Origin of the sequence: Clostridium sp. FP2 (assembly GCF_011065955.2) — a bacterium.
GTDB classification, from domain to species: Bacteria; Bacillota; Clostridia; order Clostridiales; family Clostridiaceae; genus Clostridium_AD; species Clostridium_AD tagluense.
In genome coordinates this window covers 3,346,901-3,366,971 of record NZ_JAAMNI020000001.1, presented here as the reverse complement: position 1 = coordinate 3,366,971, position 20,071 = coordinate 3,346,901, and the positions used below count along the sequence as shown (strand labels likewise).

The window sequence follows — 20,071 nt, the reverse complement described above, 5'->3', positions numbered from 1 at the left end:
TTTTACTTAATAAATAACAGTGGTGTTCTTATTTTGTAGACTTATATAAGTATTTTAAATAAAAAAATTGGAGTGTCCAAAGTCGGATTGTCCTAAAATTTTTACATCCCTTTTATATTCATTAACAAGAGTGCATGCTGATTGAATTAAAATAATAAAACGTAGAGATATATATAAGATTTTTGAAAGTCCCTTAAGAACATTCAAAATAATGCTAAGTAAAAGGAAGAGAGTGGACATGTCCGCTCCGTTATTTAAATGATAAGTTTAAATCGGCTATAATAAGTAATTATATATATTCTAATAAATAGTAAAAAAGTCTGAACCTAATAATGTGTCCAGATTTTTAATTTTTGAACCGAATGTTTTTAAGCCTGTAAAAATGAAATAGTCAAGATGACTAGCAAGGCGGCCCAATGGACCGCCAAAGACCCCTAGGGGTGACCCGAATTATGGAGCTTAATATTTTAGAAATTATAAGCGGAAAGGACATAGTGACCTTTCCGTTACAGTTTCAATTTCTAATGGAGATTATGAAAGAAACTAATAAAATAGAAAAAAGTTAAAAAAGAAAAGGTAATAATCTCAAAGTACTGAGCAAGTATTATTGTCAGTACTTTTTTATTGGATTGTTGTTACCATAAACTAAAATAGTTTTAAGCATAAAGTGTGGTATCATAAGTTATGTAATATGAAGAAGGAGTTTTTTTATATGAAAATTAAAATATTAGAAACTAGATTTGAAAATTATAATATAGATACAACAATAAAACATGAAGTAATCCGTACAGTAATTGATGATGGTGACTTGTTTTATGTAATACTTGATAGAGGTGGTAAAGAGTTCCAAGTAACGGATATGATGGCTGAAGAAATAAGTTAGGTCATGCTAAAAATGTGCGCCAATCAAAACAAATAAAATCAAATAATAGGTTGTCTGTACATGATATATAAAGTGTGCCAATGTGAAAAATGAGCTATTTAAGTAGTTCCAGTCATTTTATTTTAAGAATTTTAGCACAATCCAAAATTGGATTGTGCTAAAATTTCTATACTTATAGATAATAAGCAATTATAAATGTTCTAATAAATGGTAAAAAAGCCTGAACCTAATTTGTTCAGGCTTTTTAGTTTTTTGTAAGATCATTTTGACTACTTGTGCTTCTACGAAAATCTTATTTGTACTGCTATAAGCATATAATTTCTTAATAAAAAGAAGTTTGACCAGCAACTATAGTTTTTATTTGGACATTCAGTCTTTTAAAATTCAATTTTGATATTATATCTTTTATGAAATATTCCTGACAATCTAGGCACACGATATTATAAGTTTGGTTGGAATTATTATTGGTTTGTATTGCGTGTTTGTCCATATTACTCAACATGCTATAGGCACTAATATTATTTACAACTAAGTTCATATACGTATGCCCACCTACTATATATTGGTTTTGTTTTTTATAAAAAACATTATTTTCTAGTAATTGTGGGAAGGCAGTACCTATTGCTTTCCTATCAAAATCTCCTTGAGCCATTGAATTTAGAAGATTTATGCAGAAATCACTTGGTGGTAGTAGTAAAAGCTCATTCACATAAATATTACTTATAGATAATATTTGGACAAAATCCATATTCCTAGTGAATATTATTACATTGTTTATCAGACTTTTTTTATTTTTCAGTTCCCTTAATATTTGTGTCTTTGCCTCAGTTGTTAAAACTTTAGGAACATCATAGATCAGGTAAGTTATTTTATCAACCGTTGTTGCAGCAGCTACAAATTGCATTCCCCTATTTAGATTCTTTTCCTTTTTATATTCAGAGGAGGTGTAAACCCTCATGTTTGAAAGGAGGTGCCTTAGCTCCAATGCTCTAGCTAATCGCCTTTGAGCGGCTACTGGTTTAGTGGCTACTATATTTGGAACCACACCTATACTCTCTAGGTAAGCCTTACCCTTTATACCTAGTATTATCAAATCATATTTCCTAATTATTATCCTTTCTTCCTCCATTCTCTCTAGCTTACTTCTACAATATCTGTTAGGGTAAATAGTTAAAGGCATCTTAGAATTACAAGCACCAGTTTCATTTAGAATCAGCAGAAATTCCTTATCTCTTTCAGTTATTTTTATCATTTTTTTATCTCCTTTTTTGTTTGTATTTTTGAGAAAATTAATCTATAAGTCCTTCAATAATTTTTTTATTAATTTCCTTCTATTTATTGTTATTACATTATGTTTTTCTTTAACAATTTACATAAGCATATTCTTATTTATTTAGTAAACAAATTGTAAATATATCTTCATTTCTTTTTTAATTTATAAACTATATATCAAAATAAATTAGAGAGTATCAGCCACTTTCCTATCTTTATAATCACTTTTTTTCTTTACATATTTATATATTCATTTTTCTTTTTTAATATAAAAAATAGGGGTATTTATTTTTCAATATTTATCTTTTGTCAGCAAAAAGTTTTATAGGTAACAGAGGTTCGCGTTGTTGAGGTGTTGTGGTAGGAATTTATTGTGGTGCAACGCTTAAAGTAAAAAAGCCCCCTTATTATTTGCTTAAATCACTCATCTATATTTTATTATGAAATAAGTTGTGTTGGACAAAGCTGAAATGAAGGCTATTACACGGTTAGCCTTCATTTTAGCTTTAGAGTAATGGTAGTGCTTATTCGTTAGCTAATAACTTGTACATAATGGTTTTTAAAAATAGTACCACTTATGCACTGTTATATCATGTACCTTATATCACTTTTTTTAACAATTGTAACAGTCATAAGACCGTGCTCTTTTGTTTCTTTTCCTTGGACTAAATAGGATACATAATTATAGCTATCATCATAGAAGAAGTTTGAATACCTCATGGCGTCTATGATGTATTTAATCTCTATATTGTCTACATCAAATAGTATGGGCTTTGCAATAGAGAATATAATAAGTACTGGCTGTTTATAATAATTTGGTTTCTCTTCCATTCTCTTTATACCTTCCATGATTAAGTACATAAGGGCATTTTTGATCTTAACAAATTTTTTTAAATAGTCTATTTTTAGATATGGGACAAAGTTAAAATCCATTGTGAAAATCTCAGTTTTATTATCATATTTGCACTTGGGAATTAGTGGATCTAAGGCATTTTCGAATACCGTATCTGATATAATTTGCAATTTATTTTGATGAATCATTTCTTCTATAAAATTAGTTTTGACTGTTTCAAATTTTTCGCAAAGATTATGATAATATTGTATATTTATATCCTGATTTGTTTTAATGGGATGTTTGTTTAACTCATCCAGCAATGTGTGATACAGAGTATATTTACCTAATTCATTGAAAAACTGTTCTTCAATATCTTCTTTCATATTTTATATCTCCTTCAAATGTTTTGTACAAGGTATTAAGCCTCTTGTCATGGCTGTATTGAAAAGATCTATGTTACTGCCTAAGCTAGCAACATAAGCTGTGTGTGTAAGCTAAAAGCAGTATGTCTTACTCTAATTTTTAAACTTCACCCTTTCAAATTACAATCTTGTGAAACCTCCCTTACTTGTATATATAACAAAACTATAAATAATATAAAAAACTGCTAAATATTTTTTATGGAACTTAAATGTGAGTTATATTGTAAAAATATGTATTGAGTTAAGATATAGAAGATATACTGCTTGCTCAATTGGAGGCTGAAATGTTATATGGAGTATAACTTAAGGCTCAAAAGTTATACTGGCTATCCTCAAATGGCAAGATATTATACGAACAATAGCTGAATCGAGGTCTCAAAATTTATGTTAACCACTAAAAGTTTCATTTTTAGGCTAAAAAGTAAACTTTATTTTTAATTTGGAATATGCGATTGAGTACGTGGTTCTATTTAAGGCTCAAAAATATAACTTTGCTTTAATTTGGTTTTAGTAAGCATAAATAAGCTTATATAGTTCATTAGAAAAGCTGATATTCATTTTTGAGTATCAGCTTTAAGAAATGATTTTAATTTTACATAGTTAAGCTATTTATTTGGCTTATACATCAATATTTATTAAAAATAATCAAGTCTAATAACTAAACTGAAATATAGAAAAAAAGTAGAACAACAATATAAGTTGCTCTACTTTTTTTGTATTTTAAATATTATGTCGAATTATGCAATACGAAATATTATGATGAATTTTATATTTTTTTCTCCTACTTGATATATAGAAGTGAATTTTAAAAAATAACGTAAGAATAGGAGAGAAAGATAGAAAAATGGAACAGATAATTGAGAATAATATAGGATTTCTTAAAAGCATTGTACCAAATAAATTTATAATTCCGAATAATAAGCTATGCAATCAAATAACGAAAAACATTGTAGGAATAGGTGAAATTGATTTAACCGTAAGTAGTAAGGGATGTAAAAAGGAGGTGATAACAACCGTAAAATTAAATTATGGGTCTGAAGAGATACAAATATATAACAAAACCTATAAATTTACTGCATATGACAGGGTTGTACACAATGCGGTATGCAGTTTATATCAATCAGAGAACAATGAGTTTACTGCAGCTATGTGCTATAGATCAATGAATGGACTAAAAAACAATGAAAAAGTAAGTCCGCAAGCTGTTTCATTAGTAACAAAGAGTTTAGATAAATTAAGCAGGATAAGGTGCAAAATAGATTGGACGCAGGAGGCTAGATCTAGGGCAATTAATATACAAAATGCTATAGTTGAAGGAAATATTTTAGCAACCATAAAAATTATAGTAACAACTGGTGGAAAAATGACTGAAGCTTACAAATTATTAGATAAGCCAATATTATATCGGTATGCACAAGAAACAAAGCAAGTAATTACTATACCAATTGCATTATTGCAAACAAAGCAATTTATAAAAAACACTGAAGATGTAATTGTAATTAGGGAATATCTTATTAGACGTATTGAAACTTTAAAAAATAATAATAAGCAAAGCAATAAAATTCTTTACATTAGTATTTTTATAGAACTGGGATTAAAAATAAGTATTAAGGACCAGGCATTTGCAGATAAAACTAAAAAAGTAAGACGATCAGTTAGAGAAATAATTAGTTGTTGGAAAAAACAAAACTATATTAAAGATTTTGCGGAATATAAAGAGGGTAAAACTTATAAAGGAATAGCTATATTTTATTAATAATTACCACGTATAAGTATCTATTACGGCAAGTATAAAGGTCTATTATACCAAGTATAAGTGTCTATTATACCAAGTACAAGTATCTATTCAATTAAATAAAAAAACATATTTAAAGCAAGTGGTACCAACGTTTACAAGTATATCAGTTTAGTATGATAAGTATGTATGTAATATAGATACTTATAGGATACACACCCCTAATTTACATTTAGGGTGTGTATTATAATAGACAAAATGAAGAAAGGATTTGTTGAATTATGACAATAGAACAATTAGAAAGCAAAATTGATTTATTATCTTTAATTAAAAGAGATTGCAGGGTTAAGGGTGCGGGAGTAGATACCTATAGGGTTAGTCCGTGCCCAATATGTGAAGGAAAAGAGGATTTTACGATATATTCTAAAACTAATTCTTATTTTAGCTTTAATGGATGCTGTAATGGTGGAAGTGTGTATAAATATTTAATGGAGGTAAAAAAAATGAATGAAAATGATGCATTTAAAGAATTAAAAAGGCTTGCAGGTGAGCCGACAGAACATAAAAAGAGTGAAACAAATTTAGAGAAGACTAAAGCATTAGTAGAGGAAAAAGCAAATGATTACACGGATACTATATTAAACTTGTACAACAATCAAACCGAAGAAGACAAAGGATATTTTAAAAAACGTGGTATGACAGATGAACTAATAGATAGATATAAGTTATGTATTGGAGATATTAAAGGATATGGGGGAGTAAGAGCAGTAATACCTATATGGCAAGATGGAAAGGCTATTTATTATAATGCAAGGGCATTAACACCTGAACAAGAAAAAAAATATGGAAGATATAACAAAGCACCAGGAAATGCAACATTTTTTAATATAGATTATCTAAAAAAAGCCACAGAAAGTGAAACCATAATAATCACTGAAGGTGAATTCGATGCATTAAGTTTGGAAGCAATTGGAATTAAATCTATAGCTATTGGAGGAATAAAAAATTTTGAACGATTTATTGAAATGAACAAAAGAGAAGATATTCTAATTTTAACTGCTTTTGACAACGATGCTGCTGGAAAAAAAGAAACTGAGAAATATGATTACTATAATATACAATTACCAAATGAAATTAATGATATAAATGATTGGTTTTTGAGTGATGAAAATGATTTTAGGATAAGTATTAATAAGCAAATATTAACAATAATAGTAGAAATTCAAAAGAAAAGGAAGAAAAAAATAGAAGAATATAATAAAATGTCTGCAGCAGCATACATTGAAAACTTTACGGGGCAAATAAATGATAGTGTTGATACTCCAGCTATTTCAACAGCATTTGATAATTTAGATGAAACACTTGATGGAGGATTCTATGAGGGACTTTATGTATTGGGAGCTATATCATCCTTAGGGAAAACATCTTTTATTTTACAAGTATGTGATCAAATAGCTATGCAGGAGAAAGATATACTATATTTTAGTTTAGAAATGTCTAGAACAGAACTAATTGCAAAGAGTATTTCACGATTAACGTTTTTAAATGCAACAAATAAGCATCACGCAAAAACTACTAGGGGAATTACAGCAGGAAAAAAATATGAAAATTATTGTGAAATAGAAATAAGTCTAATAGCGGATTCCATAAAAAAATATAGCAGTTATGCAAAACATATATATTTAAGTGAAGGGTTAGGAGATATTGGAGTGGACCAAATAAAAGAAGCAGTTAAAAAACATGTAGAGATAACGGGAAATAAACCTATTGTAGTAATAGATTATTTGCAAATATTAAAACCTTCTGATGCTAGAGCAACAGATAAGCAAAACACAGATAAATCCGTCTTTGAACTTAAAAGATTAAGTAGAGAATATAAAATACCAGTAGTTACAATATCTAGCTTAAATAGAGCAAATTATAATGAAGATATAAGTATGGCAGCGTTTAAAGAGAGTGGGGCTATAGAATATTCATCGGATGTTTTATTAGGACTACAATTTCAAAATCAAGGAGAAAAAGAATTTGATGTAAATAAAGAAAAAGAAAAGGAGGTGAGGAAAGTTGAATTAAAAATTCTTAAAAACAGGAATGGAGCTACAGGTAAAACAATAAAATTTGATTATTATTGTTTATTTAATTATTTTGCTGAAACTGGCATGAAAGATAGAAAGGAAGTGAACGTCAAAAGATGATGGATATAAATGACATATTGATGAAATTACCGAGTGGTATTAAAATTGTAAAAGAGATAAAAAAAGATCCAAAACAGACGGAATATGTATATAATCCTATGAAAGAGAGACAAATGCAGGAAGAAATGGTACAGGCCATATTTAAAGAATACCAAGAAAATATAAGAAAATCGGGAATGCTAAGAAGTACTATTAATATAGAAGTAGATAATGGAATGGATGTAAAGAGGTTATTATTAATGGCGTGTGAATGCATAAGCTTAATGACGGGGGATAAATTATTTTATCAGAATATTAAAGGTAAAATTTGAATGATAATTTAAAGGTAACAAAATGGCACTAGTGGTGCAGTCAAATGCTAACTTGTGTGCCATTTTAGTAATTACTTAACTATACTGATAAAGTTCTTTGTACCGTGTAATAATTTAAGCACATAATTATATCCAAGTACTTCTTTCACAGTATAAAAATCCTCCGCCATAAAATTAATTAAGCCAAAACTTATGCAAGATGCTGTAACAATAGCAGGTTCATCTTCTCCATAAAAATGCTGTAGAACAGGGGAGTTTTCTTCTATACCCTTAGTAACAGTTTTATTAGCTAAAATATTTGCAGTTTCTTCTTTATTTATAATAGTTTTAAAAACATTCATTAACCTATTATTTTCAGCATTCAGTGTTACTGTTTTCATATTTAAATTTGCCATTTACATCAATCTCCCTTGAGTAATATTTTTTTAAAGGGGCCAATCAACCCCATTGAGCATTTAAAGAAAACACATCTATAAAAGCTAAGAATATTAGTGAATAATATGCCTTGCCTTGCCGTAACTTACCTAGCCAGGACGCATCATACCCAGCCCCGTACTCGCCGCGTTATATATATATTAACCCTACCAAATTAACTTACGCCAATCTGGAGGAATTAAACCTTTTTTAATTGCCCAAGCGGTCATGCCTCTGTGTCTAAAATCTTTCCTAAGGACATGACATCTTGGACAAAGGGTACGCAAGTTATCTAAACGATTTGAACCCTTTTTACCACTTTTGATATGATCTATGTGGCATTTATTTAAAGCTATTTCTTTTCCACAATGCTTACAGCTATGATTATCTCTTTCCCACACTGATTTACGCGTATTATTCCAAACACATCTAGGCTGTCGTTTTTTTGGCATTTTTAGCATCCTCACTTATAATCTCAAATTTGTTAAGGGTAAAGCGCCCCATACCAATATTTCGCCCATCTCCAAGACCACAATAATCCCCAGCGTCAATGATTATAGATTCAATTAGTTCTTCACTTATCAATGAGCAATCCCACATTATTGTAAAATCCATTTTCCATTCTGGTTTAGTAGCAACGCGATATCGCATATTACGGCCACGTGTAGTTGGATTCCGTACTGACCTCACGTCGAGATATACATCTTCAGTTGGATCTCTTGTAAGCTCATCGGGCAAAAATCTATTTGTTAGAATTATATTATCAATTATTTGTAGGGTTGCAGTAACAATATTTTGCATAGTGCCCCTACCGTTTTTAGTGTATTTTCCGCCCTCTTTTATACAACTAAATATACTTTCAGGCATAATATAAAGCTGATTATCTTTCGTCAATAGAACTGTCTTTTTCCATTCGTTAGGATCATTACCTTTGGTACCACTTTTTTTAGTTTTTGCATCTAAACGATCTTCACTAAACCTATTCCATATTAATGTTCTAGTACCTTCTACATTGATATTAGCTTTAATAATGTTATTCGCCACATTAAACACCTCCCTTGTTATTCCTATATAAAATATTATAAGTATGAGAATTACTGTACCTTGTCATGTAATCATCTTCCTTTCATGTTTTAATTTATGAATAGGTATGGTAAAATAAAGTTGGGTTTTAATGTATTGAATTAATTAAGTGTTTATTGAGTAAAGTATTATTTGTAGTGGTAATTATTATTAACGATAATAATAGTATAATCTAAAATAATAGAATAATCAATACTAAAATCTAAAATATTAGAATTAAGGGGTATATTCCATGAAATCGTTAGGTGAAAGAATATTATATTTGAGAAAAAAAAACAATTTAACACAAAAAGAGCTTTCAGAATCGATTAAGGTTGCGAGAAGTAGCATAGGTAAAATTGAAAATAATGAAGTAAGTCCATCGGCAGAAATACTTGTAGAATTATCTAAAACATTTAAGGTTTCAATTGATTGGCTGCTTACTGAGAATGAATATAATAATAATAAAGTTATAAAATATACTAATGATGAAGTAATTAAAATTATTGAAAATGCTTATGAGGATGATAGAAATATAATATTTGGATTTTTAAGTAAATTTTTAAAAGATAGTGATATAGAATAATTATTTAAATATATGATTTACTATAAAGCATTACATAGTTACATCTTCTGCAACTTTCCTTTTTTAGGTTATCAACTGAAGGAGTGTTTTACAATTCCAACCTAATTGGTGAATTGCAGTACATACCATCTTGGTGAAAGTTGACTTCCTCTGTGCCATTGCCACTTTTGGCCACGGTCGTAACAAAATCAGTATTTTTATAAAATTGTGATGTCACAGTTCTTAATTTATAATATAATTCAACGCAATAAAAAAAGAAGGTGCTATTGCCTTCTTCATAAATTTAGATGGTTGTACACATCTGATATATCTTTAATACTTTTTATTAGTTCAACTTACCCAGCCTTATTAATTCCTCTACTTGTCTTGTTATTTACTTCCATATTAACAAATCTGTTAAATGCTAACTTATAAGAAAATTATACAACTAGTAGGCATTGGATATAATTGAAATGCTAATAATACTTTATAAAACCTACTTAAACATAGTCATATCAATAGTTATGCGGAATTTACTCAATGCCAACTAATGTACAAAGTTGGCATTGGTGTATATGCAGAACTTTAATTGCATTTCAAATCAATAGAAACAGACAACTTATAGCTAAAAAAAGAAATAGTAGTGGGAATTCAATTAACGTCCCATTAATACTTCTTTTTATAATATTAAAATTTTAATAGCTTATTTGCCATGTTGCCTGCATATGCGTTTTGCTTGCATCAATGTTCGACTGTAAGGGTTCTTATATTTCTGCCAATCATTCATAACTGAAACAGAAAATTTTGATTTGGAACTATCATAATTTTGTGCAATCTTTTTAAAATCCTCAGCCGTTAGTATAAAAGGGTTTTTAGCAATAGCTATTGTGTCATTAGAATCTTTATATTCAGATGTTATAGATGCTATTTTTACTTCACTATTGGTAATGTTAAAAGGAGACTCATTTTTAGTTATATTATTCCTTTTACTTATAACCTTAATTAATTTATTTTTTATACTCATAATAATATTCATTCACTCACTCACTCCTCTCAACTTGTTATCTAATTATACTACGTGAACGATATAAATTTCTACAGTACATTGACATTTTTACAAAAAAATGAATTAAATAGGGTTTAACTTTTGGTCTTTAAATAGAGAGATGTCTCAAAATAGAATGTAATTTTTAGAACGTGATAGCTCTTTTTTTCTTTGGTAATAATATTTAAAAATACAGAAACTTATATATTTCAAAGGAAATTAATATTATTTGTAGAATAATAGTATTATAGGAAGTATACTTATAAATTGTAAGTAATATCTATAATAATAAACTTAGAGATAGAACTGTATTCCTTAGTGATTTAAATGAAAAAGATTATAGTTAAATAAATAATTCGTGGCAATATCAAACAGCAAAACTACTTTCAGAAGCAGCATATGATTCTGATTATAAATCCATTAAAAGAGCTACTAATATTGTAAGTAAAGCATTGTTTCAAATTTTCATTAAGGTTCACAAATTTTAAATGATATAGATTACAGCGCATAGAGAAGATTATGACTTCAAACCAGTGGGGAAAAGTTATATTTGATTTTTGTAAAAATATGCCATGTCCAGACATACATCTTCGCTTATGGAAAAAACGAATCATGTTATTGATTTCAGAATTTAAACAAAAATACAATCTTAATATTTTATTAGGCTCAGAAATTAAAATTACAACAAGAGATACAAAACTAGAAGATTTTCTTCAACAGCCAATAAAATATTTCTATGCAAAGAGATTTATCAAAAACTATCTTAATTCAAGAATACATGCTATAAAAGAATGTGTTTTGAAGCTATAAGTTTACTTATAGGTAAGAATGGTAAATTGACCAGTAATATGTCAAATACAAAATCTATAGAAAGTGGAGAAATTAAGACAGCATATGCTGCTATGACTAGAGCAACAGAAAATATATTATAGAATGGTACAGGGGGGGACTTATAAATGAACGGGAAGCAACAAGCGATAGAACAGATAGTAGATTTCTTAAAATCCGATGAAAAATGTATGTTAATCACAGGTACACATCAATTTGAGAAACATAAAATGATTATGAATATTTTAAACAAGAGCTATAAAAATGCTCGTATACTCTTTAGAATTAATTCTATGAATAATATTACAGATGATGCTTTTATAGGCTTATCAAAAAAAACCACTGCTGGAACAAAACTTAAAATGGGAAATAACTATTATGAATTTGATAGTTTTAATACGTCATCTACTTGGAGTAGGACAAGCAGTACCTTTGATTTTGCAATCTTCTATCCAATTGATGCTCTATGCAGAAGTATGAAGAAAGAAGCCATTAGTAACTTATTCGAACATAAAAATATTAAAAAAATATTATTGTGTTCATGGACGGATAATTTAGATTATGATTATTCAAAGTTCTCAGAGTTTTTTTCGAGACAAGTTATTTATGATGCTGAGGAAGAAAATCCAGCATATCATCAAAGAGTATTAGATAATATAAATCGAAAGTATTAATAATACGTACATTGAAATTGGAACAAGCGGAACAAATACGGATAAAAACGTAATATTATAGCGATTAGCTAATAATGGAATAACTTTAGAGGTAGTACTTAACAGATTATAAATTATTGTGGAGTATTAATGTCTATAATAGAAAACTACTTATTAACTAACGCGTTTATATTTAGGGGGAAAGATGAGTGAGTAAGAAAGAAAGAACATAAAGTACTTCTAAGCAAAATAAGACCATATCCTTTTTATCCTGGTGGAAGTGAAAAAGTATATGTTAAGGTTGTTAACGTGCCAACGGTGAACCAAGATAATCTGAAAGACTCGAATTATAGGGATAAAGGAGAAGGAAGCAACCGAGATGATATTATACACATATCATTAATTAATGAAGATATGCTAAATTATGACGCTGATTTTTTTCAGAGAGAGGATAAGGACGCATATTATCGACCGTATTTTTATGAGTTCTATGCCCATTCTAGTTCTATTGATAAAAATGCGCTTTCTTTTCTTATGGAAAGCCAAGGTAAATGGATGACTGGGAAATTCTATAGTGATGAAAAACCACATAATGAACGTGGTTATACTATTCCTGGAGATGTTTTCTTTAGCGCCAGCCCATTTAAAATAGCAGGTAAATATCTCACTATTACAGATAAAACAGTACCAGTTGAAGTCAGTACAAAATATTTAAGCACATATGATACTTCAGGTGCAGTAGTTTCACCAAGTTCAACTAAATATATTGAAATGAGCCGAATTATAGATGAAACTATGAGCAGTGATGATTTTATTACTAGGATTTATAATGTTGGTCAGGGGAATTGTGTATATATCCGAACCAGTGAAAATAAGAGAATACTATTTGACATAGGCTATAATAAAAATCCTGGTTCATCTGATTGGAATGATTATCATATTACTAGATCGAAATTTTCCATTATGCATATGAAACCACATCTTAATATTTTATCCCATTGGGATATGGATCATATTATAGGGGTTACATTTGCACAAAATAATATGTTTGATCATCCTTGGATTGCTCCAAATTTAAATGAATTATCCAAAATATCTGCAAGTGCTGCTAGATTAGCAAAATATCTTTTTTGGAAAAATCAATTATACTTAGTTGATGATAGCTTCCTAGGCAATTTAGTGTGCAGTGGACGTGGTTTCAATTTATGGAGAGGAATAGGGCGTAATAATACAGCATCACCGAAGCATGGGCTGAATAAGGCAAATAATTTTGGCTTGATTATTGAACTAATAGGGGACAATCGTATGCTTCTACCTGGAGATTGTGAATATACAATGTTTCCAAGTAGATTAAACTTTTCAACAACGCGTTATAATTATTTAATGGTTCCTCACCATTGCTCCAAAATGGAACGTTTCTCATTAGCTAGGACCCTTGATAGTGTAAATTATGCGATAATCTCAGCTGGTGATAATTCATATAATCCTAGACATCCATATGGTGATCATATGAATCAATTGAAAAATGTAAATTATAATATATTACAAACTATCGGAAATTGGGGTATAGAGATACCTTCCATAAATGGGTCTACTGGTTATAAAATAATTATATAAAAGAGACAGTGAAGTACAGTAAAATTAATGAGAAATAAATTTCTAAATATTATCAAGGATAGTTCTCTAACACTTTTTATTAGTGAACTATCCTTTTTCATTAATATTGAATGGCAACTATGCAAAGTTTATTCAAAATGATATTCTTATAGGATCTTTATTGACAGCAAAGGATAGAGTGCTGATTGAAGAAAGTACTTACGATAAAATTTGGGGTATTGGCTTGCTGGATGATGATAAGAATATAGAAAATCCACTTATGTGGAAAAGCACAAATTTTTTGGGATTTATTTCGATGGAAGTTAGAGACGAACTTATTCGATTTTGTCAGAACTTAACAGACTATTTTTGGTTGTTTTATAGGGTTAAATTTTAAAAGATGTCATCAATTTTATATATTACGATATTTTTTAATATAGAAAGTATTTAGTTTAAAAGACATATAAACTCTGAAAATTCAGGTTAGAATTAGAGCGTTTTATTTTTTTAGATTTATTTCGTAATAGCAAAGCTTTAAAACATAAAAGGAATTTAAGTTAATTTTTTGAATAATGAAATTAACGGGTGTAACTTATGAGATGTTATGCCTAATAATGGGTAGCTCGAGTGGATAAAATAATGAGGGTTAAATTAAGTAATATACATTACTTTAAAGGGGGATATTGGTATGGATGTTAGTGGTTTTAAAAAAGTATCAAAAAGTTTAAGCTTATATCATAGAATAACAGAGGATAAATTATATATAGATAATAAATCTAAAAAAGGAGCTATTGAAGAATTATATGTAGATTTATTACCTAATAATGAAATACTAGAATCTATATTAGAAGAAAAAACTACGTTTTTGGTTGGTAGAAGAGGAACGGGCAAATCAACTATCTTTGCTAGATCTCAGTATCAAATACATAAAGAAAAGAAAAATCTATCAGTTTATATAAATGCAAAGACAATATTTAAAAAAGCTCAGTTAAATTTAATAGACATAGGAAATAATGACTTAGCTTGTAGTTATGAAGAACGTATAAGATAACATTAATAAAAGATATTATTAATAATTTAATTGAGGGAATGACAACAGAACTTAAAAATGAGAATAATCGCTTTTACGAAAAGTTACTTAACAAGTTTAGAGATTCTAATTTAGAATATCTTGTTATGGAACTAGAAGATATGCTTGATTCAGAAGTATTTGAAAATATAAATAAGCTATATATTAGTAATAAAAATATAGTTACTTCATCAAAAGATAGTTTAGAGATTAATGGTTCGATGAAAGAATTAGATTTAGGATTTTCAGCAAAAAAAGAAGATAGTTATCAAAATCAGACTGAAAATACAAATATTTTAGCAAGAGTTTTTAAAGTAGGGAATATAATAACTAAGTTTTTAGATATACTAAAAATTTGTCGTAGAAAATCAATATATATATTTATAGATGATTATTCTGAACTGGATATACAAAAAAGAACAGTATTTATGGATACAATTATATTACCAATGTATGATATAGGTATTGATAAGATACATTTTAAAATAGCATGCTATCCTAATAAAGTAGAACCAATAAAATTAGAAAAAGCAAAATATTTAATTACTCAGATAGATTTATTCGAAGTTTATGGAAGTGATCATAATATTGCAAATATACAACAGAAAGCAATAGAATATACAAAAAAAATATTAAAAAATAGTATAACTGTGTTTTGCAAAGATGGTATAGATTCATATTTTGATATAAAAAGTGCTAGTATGGAAGATTATTTTAAATATTTATATTATGTATCTCAAAATGTACCAAGAGTATTAGGTATTATACTACATAATTGCTATTCAAAAGCTATTGTATATGAAAAACCAATAACTATTTCAGTTATTAATCAAGCTAGCCAAAAGTACTATAATGAATATGTAAGAATTAATTTTAATAAACAACCTGGGGTAAGGTATGATACTGAGGAAGCAAAAGTAGATATGTTTGTTCAAGATAGTATTATACAAGAATTAACAAGAATGGCTCAAAAAAATAGGTATGATTTACCGATGGAAAAAGAAGATAATTCATACTTTAACAATGTTAAAGAAGCATATACTAGTCATTTTACATTGTCTGATGAAATGAGCACATATATCGAAGAATTGGAGTTTAATGGATTTATTCATAAAATAAATTAGCAGCAAAAGGTAGAGAAAAAGAACAGTATAAAAATAAAACTAATTACCTTTATGCCTTAGATTATGGCCTATGTATAGAGGAAAAGGTTTTATATGGAAGGCCTAAAACATCAGATAGTAAATATTATCAACAAAGGTGTTTCTTATACGATGATGTTATTATGGCAGTTTTAAATAACAATAAAAAAATAATATGTAAGAATTGTGGACATATATATCCAATAGAAAAGTTAGAAGTTATTCAGGATTTTAGAATGAAATGTATGGAATGTCCAACAGGGATATGTGAAATAAAATTTGATGATAAGTTAATGCATAAAGCTATTGAAGAAAGTAATAATGCAGTTTGGAGTAATCAAGAATTTGAAATAATAAATGCTATAAACATGCTTTCTCAAGAATTTCAGGATAATGTTACAGTAAAAGTAATAAGTGGAGAAATTGATTATAATTATCAACTTATAACAGGGATTTGTAAATCATTAGCACAAGATGGATATGTAAAAAGGAATAGGGAGATCACACCAAATACATATAAATTAGCAGATAGAGCTAAAGATGTATTAAAAAATTTATATATTAAAAGTAAATAGCTAAAGAATGGGTATCTACATTATTTGGCTTATTAAGATAATTTTACTAAACGTAGGTTTAATATTTAAACTTCTAATTATTCTTGTTAATGGGTAGTTCTTAAATCAAATAGCTAAATTAGATGCACAATCTGGAATAACTGAATTTAGCTACCCTTATTGCTAAATTCAGTTTGTACTTAAATATACAGGAGTACTTAAACGATCATTTACATTTATTTTAAAGTACCCCATACGGTAATATAGGTTATTATCATAATTTTGACTATGCAATCCCCATTTAACGACATTTCAGAAGGAAAGTCTCCTACTGCTATAAGTGGGAGTTACACGCTATAACAAAGACAAAACTTCAGAGGGGGGATAACAATTGAGAATTGTTATCCGCTCCAGAGGTCTACAAAGGGGTAAATCTCCTTCTGAAGTCGTTAATATTGCAGCACCACAGGTGATGATTTAACTATTATTTGTATTGCTGTCTAATATTAATCATTTCTAAGCAAATCATAGATGAAAATTTATTGGGTTGCCGTGAATAGACAAGCCAATTTTATACGTATCAATTCTCAGTATTGTCTAATACCATACATTAAAAATAGAAAATGAATTTAACATATAAAATAATTTAAATCAATATTTAGCGCTTTGCTTATTTTATATATATTTTTTTCATTTGGAGTTGATAAACCTATTTCATATTTGCAAATGGAACTATAGCCAATGTTACATATCTCCGCAAAGTTACGTCGAGTATAACCACCACTAATTCTTAATTTGTATATTTTTTCAGCTATTGTATTCTCGGGTAGTAAAGAGTGCATAGTGGAACTATGACTTTTCAAGGGTTTAAAAACTTTTTTATAGGTTGCAGTTCTGTTCACATAGCACATGCAAAATTAATGACTTCGTATTATCCATTGGAAAAATTAAGAAAAATTAAAGGACTTGAAAACGCAAAATATATAGATCCATATGCAGGAGGAAAGGGAAATTCCATAAGGTATCTATCCGTAGCCCCAAGAACAAACAGTATGAAGGTTGTAGGCCTCGATAATTTGTTTTGTGCAGGTGAGAAGGCTGGATTATTTGTAGGTCATACAGAAGCCATTATAACTGGTGCTTTAGCTGGACATAATGCAATAAGAAATTATTTAGGCATGCCACTACTTATATTACCAAGATCCTTAGCCGTTGGAGATATAATTGCCTATGCAAATGAAAAAATAAATTCTAAAGAAGGAAGAACAAATAGATATACTTTTGCAGGAGCGGAGTATTTTAATAGAATGCTGGAAATGGGACTTTATACTTTGGATATAGATAAGATAAAGGGAAAAGTAGAAAAATTAAATTTAACTAATATATTTAGTGAAAAACTTATATAGAGAAAGATTTGGAAAGGTCAGCTTAAGGTGGAGCGGACCTTTTCACTTTTCTAAACCTTTATAATTGCTAGGTATTTTAAAATTATTAAGCCTAAACAAACCAAGATAATATATGTTTGTATTGAAAATTCTCACCATAGGTTAGCTCGTTAAGTTTTATTATAGAATCTTTTACTTTAGTTAGGTAAGTTGAATAATACTGATCAGTTTTATTTAAAGTGTTTTCGCAAAGGGTTGGCTCATTAAAAACTAAATATTTTCTGCATATAAAAGGCCTTACAGAATAGATTGTACAATTGCTATTGCTATCTAAAAAGGCACAAGGAATATTAGCGTTTGCATATAATTTATAATTTTCATCCATAAATCTACCGTTAGTATGCACAAGGCGTGATAAAGTTTCTTTGTTTTGGTGGATTTTATAATTAAATTCAGCCATCATATCTTTAGAATAATGCTCACTCATGTAATCTTTTATTAATTCATTTTCAAGTTGACTTGATAATATTGGTAAAAAACAGCAATGATTACAGCCCTGCTTGCAAGAAGTAACTTTCTCTATAGGCTTTAATGCATTATCAAGTTTTTCGTAAAGGCGTCTGAGTTTCCTAGAGGCCTCCTCTGGAGATAATCCAGAAATTATTGAATCAATTCTAGATTCAATAAATCCATTTATTTTTTGTACTGCTGTGATAATTTCAGTTTGATCATAAATGATTTGTCTTCCAGTATCAGGTAACAATATCGCTTCATAAGTATGATTTTTTTTCATACAACAATCAGAAAAATTCAATCCACTTCCGCATATACATAATTGATCTTTGGGAATTATCGATACACTAGCATTAAATTTCATTTTAATCCGCCCCTTGTTTAATTACGTTTGAATAAATACCTATATATGATTTGCGTTATCTCATTATATTACAATAAATATGTTGATTCTAAAAGTAATGGTAAATTTATTATAGTATCATCTACTGCAAATGTAAAAATATATTTTTATTTTTAAACTAATAAATAAAGTTAGCAGTATATTTTATAAAGGAATACAAACAATAGATTTATGTGGAAAAGATTTATTATATACGGACTTTTAGGTCTCTGCGCAGAGGTTTTGTGGAATGGTTTTGGCGCAATGCTTAGGGGTGATGTTTTACTTAGGGGCACTACCTGTATTTGGATGTTTCCTATATATGGGCTTGCTGTATTTCTTGAACCGGTGCATTATAGGATAAAACATCTTCCGCTTATAGCTCGGGGAGGTATATACATGGTTCTTATATTTGCAGTAGAATTAGTTTGCGGACTACTGCTTAGATCTGTTTTAGGTGTGTGTCCTTGGAACTATGAAAATAAAACATTATCAATAGGTGGAATAATTACATTGGCTTATGCACCAGTGTGGATTGTGGCTGGGATCATATTTGAAAAAATTCATGATGCTATAATATGCATTGAAAGCAGTATCAATTGTAATTCTAAATGAGAAGAAAGTTATGAATGTAAAAAAATATACAATGTGCTTAATGTAGTAAATACATTAAACACACCGTATATTTTTTATTTGCTATTATAGCTAGGAGTTAAACTTAGCAATAGTGAAGTGATATTTTCCTTCAAAAGTTCTGCACTTTGAAGGGTAAGTCCTGTAGAGCAAAGAATTCTATTTGGTATTTCAATGGCCATTTCTTTTAATTCAATACCCTTTTGGGTTAACTTAACAAATACTTTTCTTTCATCTACGGTATCTCGAGTTCTATTTACTAGCTCCATACACTCTAATTTTTTTAATAGTGGAGTCAAGGTGCCAGAATCAAGATGTAATTTTTTTCCCATCTCTTTTACTGTTATATTATCTTTCTCCCATAATACTAAAAGAGAAATATATTGAGTATAGGTTATACCGAGTTTATCTAGGGCGGGCTTATACAATTTTGTTATTTCACGAGAACAAGCATATAGAGCAAAGCATAATTGGTTATCCAATTTAAGTGGTTCATAGTTCACTTTAATCACTTCCTTTATGGTTTATTAAATCATCATCTTCGACGCTGTAATATTAATGACACGCACTTATAGAA

22 protein-coding genes and 1 pseudogene are annotated in these 20,071 nt (G+C 28.7%); 14 read left to right on the top strand and 9 right to left on the bottom strand.

Annotation, left to right across the window (positions count from 1 at the left end; all coding sequences use genetic code 11):
- The first annotated feature begins 712 nt into the window (after positions 1-712).
- A complete protein-coding gene (locus G9F71_RS16200) occupies positions 713-883 on the top strand; it encodes a hypothetical protein (protein ID WP_164950119.1) in 171 nt (56 codons plus the stop codon).
- A 322-nt stretch (positions 884-1,205) separates the two neighbouring features.
- Here G9F71_RS16200 and G9F71_RS16195 read toward each other — a convergent pair whose 3' ends face one another.
- Together G9F71_RS16195 and G9F71_RS16190 are read right to left on the bottom strand one after the other, a co-directional pair.
- Positions 1,206-2,135, bottom strand: coding sequence for a hypothetical protein (locus tag G9F71_RS16195; RefSeq protein ID WP_164950120.1), 930 nt, complete (start codon positions 2,133-2,135; stop codon positions 1,206-1,208).
- A gap of 605 nt (positions 2,136-2,740) precedes the next feature.
- Positions 2,741-3,373 (bottom strand): hypothetical protein, encoded by a 633-nt coding sequence (locus G9F71_RS16190; protein ID WP_164950121.1) that lies wholly within the window; start codon positions 3,371-3,373, stop codon positions 2,741-2,743.
- A gap of 883 nt (positions 3,374-4,256) precedes the next feature.
- Here G9F71_RS16190 and G9F71_RS16185 point away from each other — a divergent pair.
- The 3 genes from G9F71_RS16185 (at position 4,257) to G9F71_RS16175 (ending at position 7,653) form a co-directional block, all read left to right on the top strand.
- Positions 4,257-5,168 carry a hypothetical protein gene (locus tag G9F71_RS16185; protein ID WP_164950122.1) on the top strand — a complete coding sequence of 304 codons (912 nt, stop codon included), beginning with the start codon at positions 4,257-4,259 and terminating at the stop codon, positions 5,166-5,168.
- Between the two features lie 260 nt (positions 5,169-5,428).
- Positions 5,429-7,342, top strand: a complete 1,914-nt coding sequence (locus G9F71_RS16180) for a DnaB-like helicase C-terminal domain-containing protein (protein WP_164950123.1) — start codon at positions 5,429-5,431, stop codon at positions 7,340-7,342.
- The gene (locus G9F71_RS16175) at positions 7,339-7,653 is read left to right on the top strand and encodes a hypothetical protein (protein WP_164950124.1); all 315 of its coding nucleotides are present in this window, start codon (positions 7,339-7,341) and stop codon (positions 7,651-7,653) included. Before G9F71_RS16180 ends, G9F71_RS16175 begins: the two co-directional genes overlap by 4 nt.
- Positions 7,654-7,724: 71 nt before the next feature.
- Here G9F71_RS16175 and G9F71_RS16170 read toward each other — a convergent pair whose 3' ends face one another.
- From G9F71_RS16170 to G9F71_RS16160, 3 genes are all read right to left on the bottom strand, one after another.
- Positions 7,725-8,048, bottom strand: a complete 324-nt coding sequence (locus G9F71_RS16170) for a hypothetical protein (RefSeq protein WP_164950125.1) — start codon at positions 8,046-8,048, stop codon at positions 7,725-7,727.
- A gap of 186 nt (positions 8,049-8,234) precedes the next feature.
- Positions 8,235-8,519, bottom strand: coding sequence for an HNH endonuclease (locus G9F71_RS16165; protein WP_164950126.1), 285 nt, complete (start codon positions 8,517-8,519; stop codon positions 8,235-8,237).
- Positions 8,497-9,111 (bottom strand): hypothetical protein, encoded by a 615-nt coding sequence (locus G9F71_RS16160; protein WP_164950127.1) that lies wholly within the window; start codon positions 9,109-9,111, stop codon positions 8,497-8,499. Before G9F71_RS16160 ends, G9F71_RS16165 begins: the two co-directional genes overlap by 23 nt.
- A 271-nt stretch (positions 9,112-9,382) precedes the next feature.
- On the opposite strand from G9F71_RS16160, the gene G9F71_RS16155 reads away from it, so the two are divergent.
- Positions 9,383-9,715: a helix-turn-helix domain-containing protein gene (locus G9F71_RS16155; protein ID WP_164950128.1), complete on the top strand. Its 333-nt coding sequence runs from the start codon at positions 9,383-9,385 to the stop codon at positions 9,713-9,715.
- Positions 9,716-10,397: 682 nt separating this feature from the next.
- On the opposite strand, the gene G9F71_RS16150 is transcribed toward G9F71_RS16155, so the two are convergent.
- Positions 10,398-10,730: a hypothetical protein gene (locus tag G9F71_RS16150; RefSeq protein ID WP_164950129.1), complete on the bottom strand. Its 333-nt coding sequence runs from the start codon at positions 10,728-10,730 to the stop codon at positions 10,398-10,400.
- 528 nt (positions 10,731-11,258) lie between these two features.
- On the opposite strand from G9F71_RS16150, the gene G9F71_RS16145 reads away from it, so the two are divergent.
- The 7 genes from G9F71_RS16145 to G9F71_RS16115 all read left to right on the top strand — a co-directional run bounded on the left by G9F71_RS16145 (position 11,259) and on the right by G9F71_RS16115 (position 16,602).
- Positions 11,259-11,549 carry a hypothetical protein gene (locus G9F71_RS16145; protein WP_164950130.1) on the top strand — a complete coding sequence of 97 codons (291 nt, stop codon included), beginning with the start codon at positions 11,259-11,261 and terminating at the stop codon, positions 11,547-11,549.
- A gap of 146 nt (positions 11,550-11,695) precedes the next feature.
- Positions 11,696-12,241: a hypothetical protein gene (locus G9F71_RS16140; RefSeq protein WP_164950132.1), complete on the top strand. Its 546-nt coding sequence runs from the start codon at positions 11,696-11,698 to the stop codon at positions 12,239-12,241.
- A gap of 288 nt (positions 12,242-12,529) precedes the next feature.
- Entirely contained in the window at positions 12,530-13,837 is a 1,308-nt protein-coding gene (locus tag G9F71_RS16135; RefSeq protein ID WP_164950133.1) for a hypothetical protein, read from the top strand.
- An 82-nt stretch (positions 13,838-13,919) separates the two neighbouring features.
- Positions 13,920-14,213, top strand: a complete 294-nt coding sequence (locus G9F71_RS16130; protein WP_164950134.1) for an NADAR domain-containing protein — start codon at positions 13,920-13,922, stop codon at positions 14,211-14,213.
- Between the two features lie 291 nt (positions 14,214-14,504).
- Positions 14,505-14,867, top strand: a complete 363-nt coding sequence (locus G9F71_RS16125; RefSeq protein ID WP_164950135.1) for a hypothetical protein — start codon at positions 14,505-14,507, stop codon at positions 14,865-14,867.
- A 38-nt stretch (positions 14,868-14,905) separates the two neighbouring features.
- A complete protein-coding gene (locus tag G9F71_RS16120) occupies positions 14,906-16,009 on the top strand; it encodes a hypothetical protein (protein ID WP_164950136.1) in 1,104 nt (367 codons plus the stop codon).
- A 161-nt stretch (positions 16,010-16,170) separates the two neighbouring features.
- Entirely contained in the window at positions 16,171-16,602 is a 432-nt protein-coding gene (locus G9F71_RS16115; protein ID WP_164950137.1) for a hypothetical protein, read from the top strand.
- Positions 16,603-17,210: 608 nt separating this feature from the next.
- Here the strand turns inward: G9F71_RS16115 and G9F71_RS16110 are convergent.
- Positions 17,211-17,423 (bottom strand): helix-turn-helix domain-containing protein, encoded by a 213-nt coding sequence (locus G9F71_RS16110; protein WP_224626428.1) that lies wholly within the window; start codon positions 17,421-17,423, stop codon positions 17,211-17,213.
- Positions 17,424-17,489: 66 nt separating this feature from the next.
- Here G9F71_RS16110 and G9F71_RS16105 point away from each other — a divergent pair.
- A pseudogene (locus tag G9F71_RS16105) lies at positions 17,490-17,987 on the top strand (FAD-dependent oxidoreductase); the annotation flags it as partial.
- Between the two features lie 91 nt (positions 17,988-18,078).
- On the opposite strand, the gene G9F71_RS16100 reads toward G9F71_RS16105, so the two are convergent.
- On the bottom strand, positions 18,079-18,843 hold the full coding sequence (locus G9F71_RS16100; protein ID WP_164950276.1) for a YkgJ family cysteine cluster protein: 765 nt from the start codon (positions 18,841-18,843) through the stop codon (positions 18,079-18,081).
- 210 nt (positions 18,844-19,053) lie between these two features.
- On the opposite strand from G9F71_RS16100, the gene G9F71_RS16095 reads away from it, so the two are divergent.
- Positions 19,054-19,476, top strand: a complete 423-nt coding sequence (locus G9F71_RS16095) for a putative ABC transporter permease (RefSeq protein WP_164950140.1) — start codon at positions 19,054-19,056, stop codon at positions 19,474-19,476.
- Between the two features lie 74 nt (positions 19,477-19,550).
- On the opposite strand, the gene G9F71_RS16090 is transcribed toward G9F71_RS16095, so the two are convergent.
- Positions 19,551-19,997 carry a MarR family winged helix-turn-helix transcriptional regulator gene (locus G9F71_RS16090; RefSeq protein WP_124998944.1) on the bottom strand — a complete coding sequence of 149 codons (447 nt, stop codon included), beginning with the start codon at positions 19,995-19,997 and terminating at the stop codon, positions 19,551-19,553.
- Positions 19,998-20,071 lie beyond the last annotated feature (74 nt).

Bases quoted from the DNA above. Each gene is read 5' to 3' on its own strand.
- G9F71_RS16200 (WP_164950119.1), top strand. From the start codon at position 713: ATGAAAATTAAAATATTAGAAACTAGATTTGAAAATTATAATATAGAT.
- G9F71_RS16195 (WP_164950120.1), bottom strand. From the start codon at position 2,135: ATGATAAAAATAACTGAAAGAGATAAGGAATTTCTGCTGATTCTAAAT.
- G9F71_RS16190 (WP_164950121.1), bottom strand. From the start codon at position 3,373: ATGAAAGAAGATATTGAAGAACAGTTTTTCAATGAATTAGGTAAATAT.
- G9F71_RS16185 (WP_164950122.1), top strand. From the start codon at position 4,257: ATGGAACAGATAATTGAGAATAATATAGGATTTCTTAAAAGCATTGTA.
- G9F71_RS16180 (WP_164950123.1), top strand. From the start codon at position 5,429: ATGACAATAGAACAATTAGAAAGCAAAATTGATTTATTATCTTTAATT.
- G9F71_RS16175 (WP_164950124.1), top strand. From the start codon at position 7,339: ATGATGGATATAAATGACATATTGATGAAATTACCGAGTGGTATTAAA.
- G9F71_RS16170 (WP_164950125.1), bottom strand. From the start codon at position 8,048: ATGGCAAATTTAAATATGAAAACAGTAACACTGAATGCTGAAAATAAT.
- G9F71_RS16165 (WP_164950126.1), bottom strand. From the start codon at position 8,519: ATGCCAAAAAAACGACAGCCTAGATGTGTTTGGAATAATACGCGTAAA.
- G9F71_RS16155 (WP_164950128.1), top strand. From the start codon at position 9,383: ATGAAATCGTTAGGTGAAAGAATATTATATTTGAGAAAAAAAAACAAT.
- G9F71_RS16150 (WP_164950129.1), bottom strand. From the start codon at position 10,730: ATGAATATTATTATGAGTATAAAAAATAAATTAATTAAGGTTATAAGT.
- G9F71_RS16145 (WP_164950130.1), top strand. From the start codon at position 11,259: ATGACTTCAAACCAGTGGGGAAAAGTTATATTTGATTTTTGTAAAAAT.
- G9F71_RS16140 (WP_164950132.1), top strand. From the start codon at position 11,696: ATGAACGGGAAGCAACAAGCGATAGAACAGATAGTAGATTTCTTAAAA.
- G9F71_RS16125 (WP_164950135.1), top strand. From the start codon at position 14,505: ATGGATGTTAGTGGTTTTAAAAAAGTATCAAAAAGTTTAAGCTTATAT.
- G9F71_RS16120 (WP_164950136.1), top strand. From the start codon at position 14,906: ATGACAACAGAACTTAAAAATGAGAATAATCGCTTTTACGAAAAGTTA.
- G9F71_RS16115 (WP_164950137.1), top strand. From the start codon at position 16,171: ATGGCAGTTTTAAATAACAATAAAAAAATAATATGTAAGAATTGTGGA.
- G9F71_RS16110 (WP_224626428.1), bottom strand. From the start codon at position 17,423: ATGCACTCTTTACTACCCGAGAATACAATAGCTGAAAAAATATACAAA.
- G9F71_RS16100 (WP_164950276.1), bottom strand. From the start codon at position 18,843: ATGAAATTTAATGCTAGTGTATCGATAATTCCCAAAGATCAATTATGT.
- G9F71_RS16095 (WP_164950140.1), top strand. From the start codon at position 19,054: ATGTGGAAAAGATTTATTATATACGGACTTTTAGGTCTCTGCGCAGAG.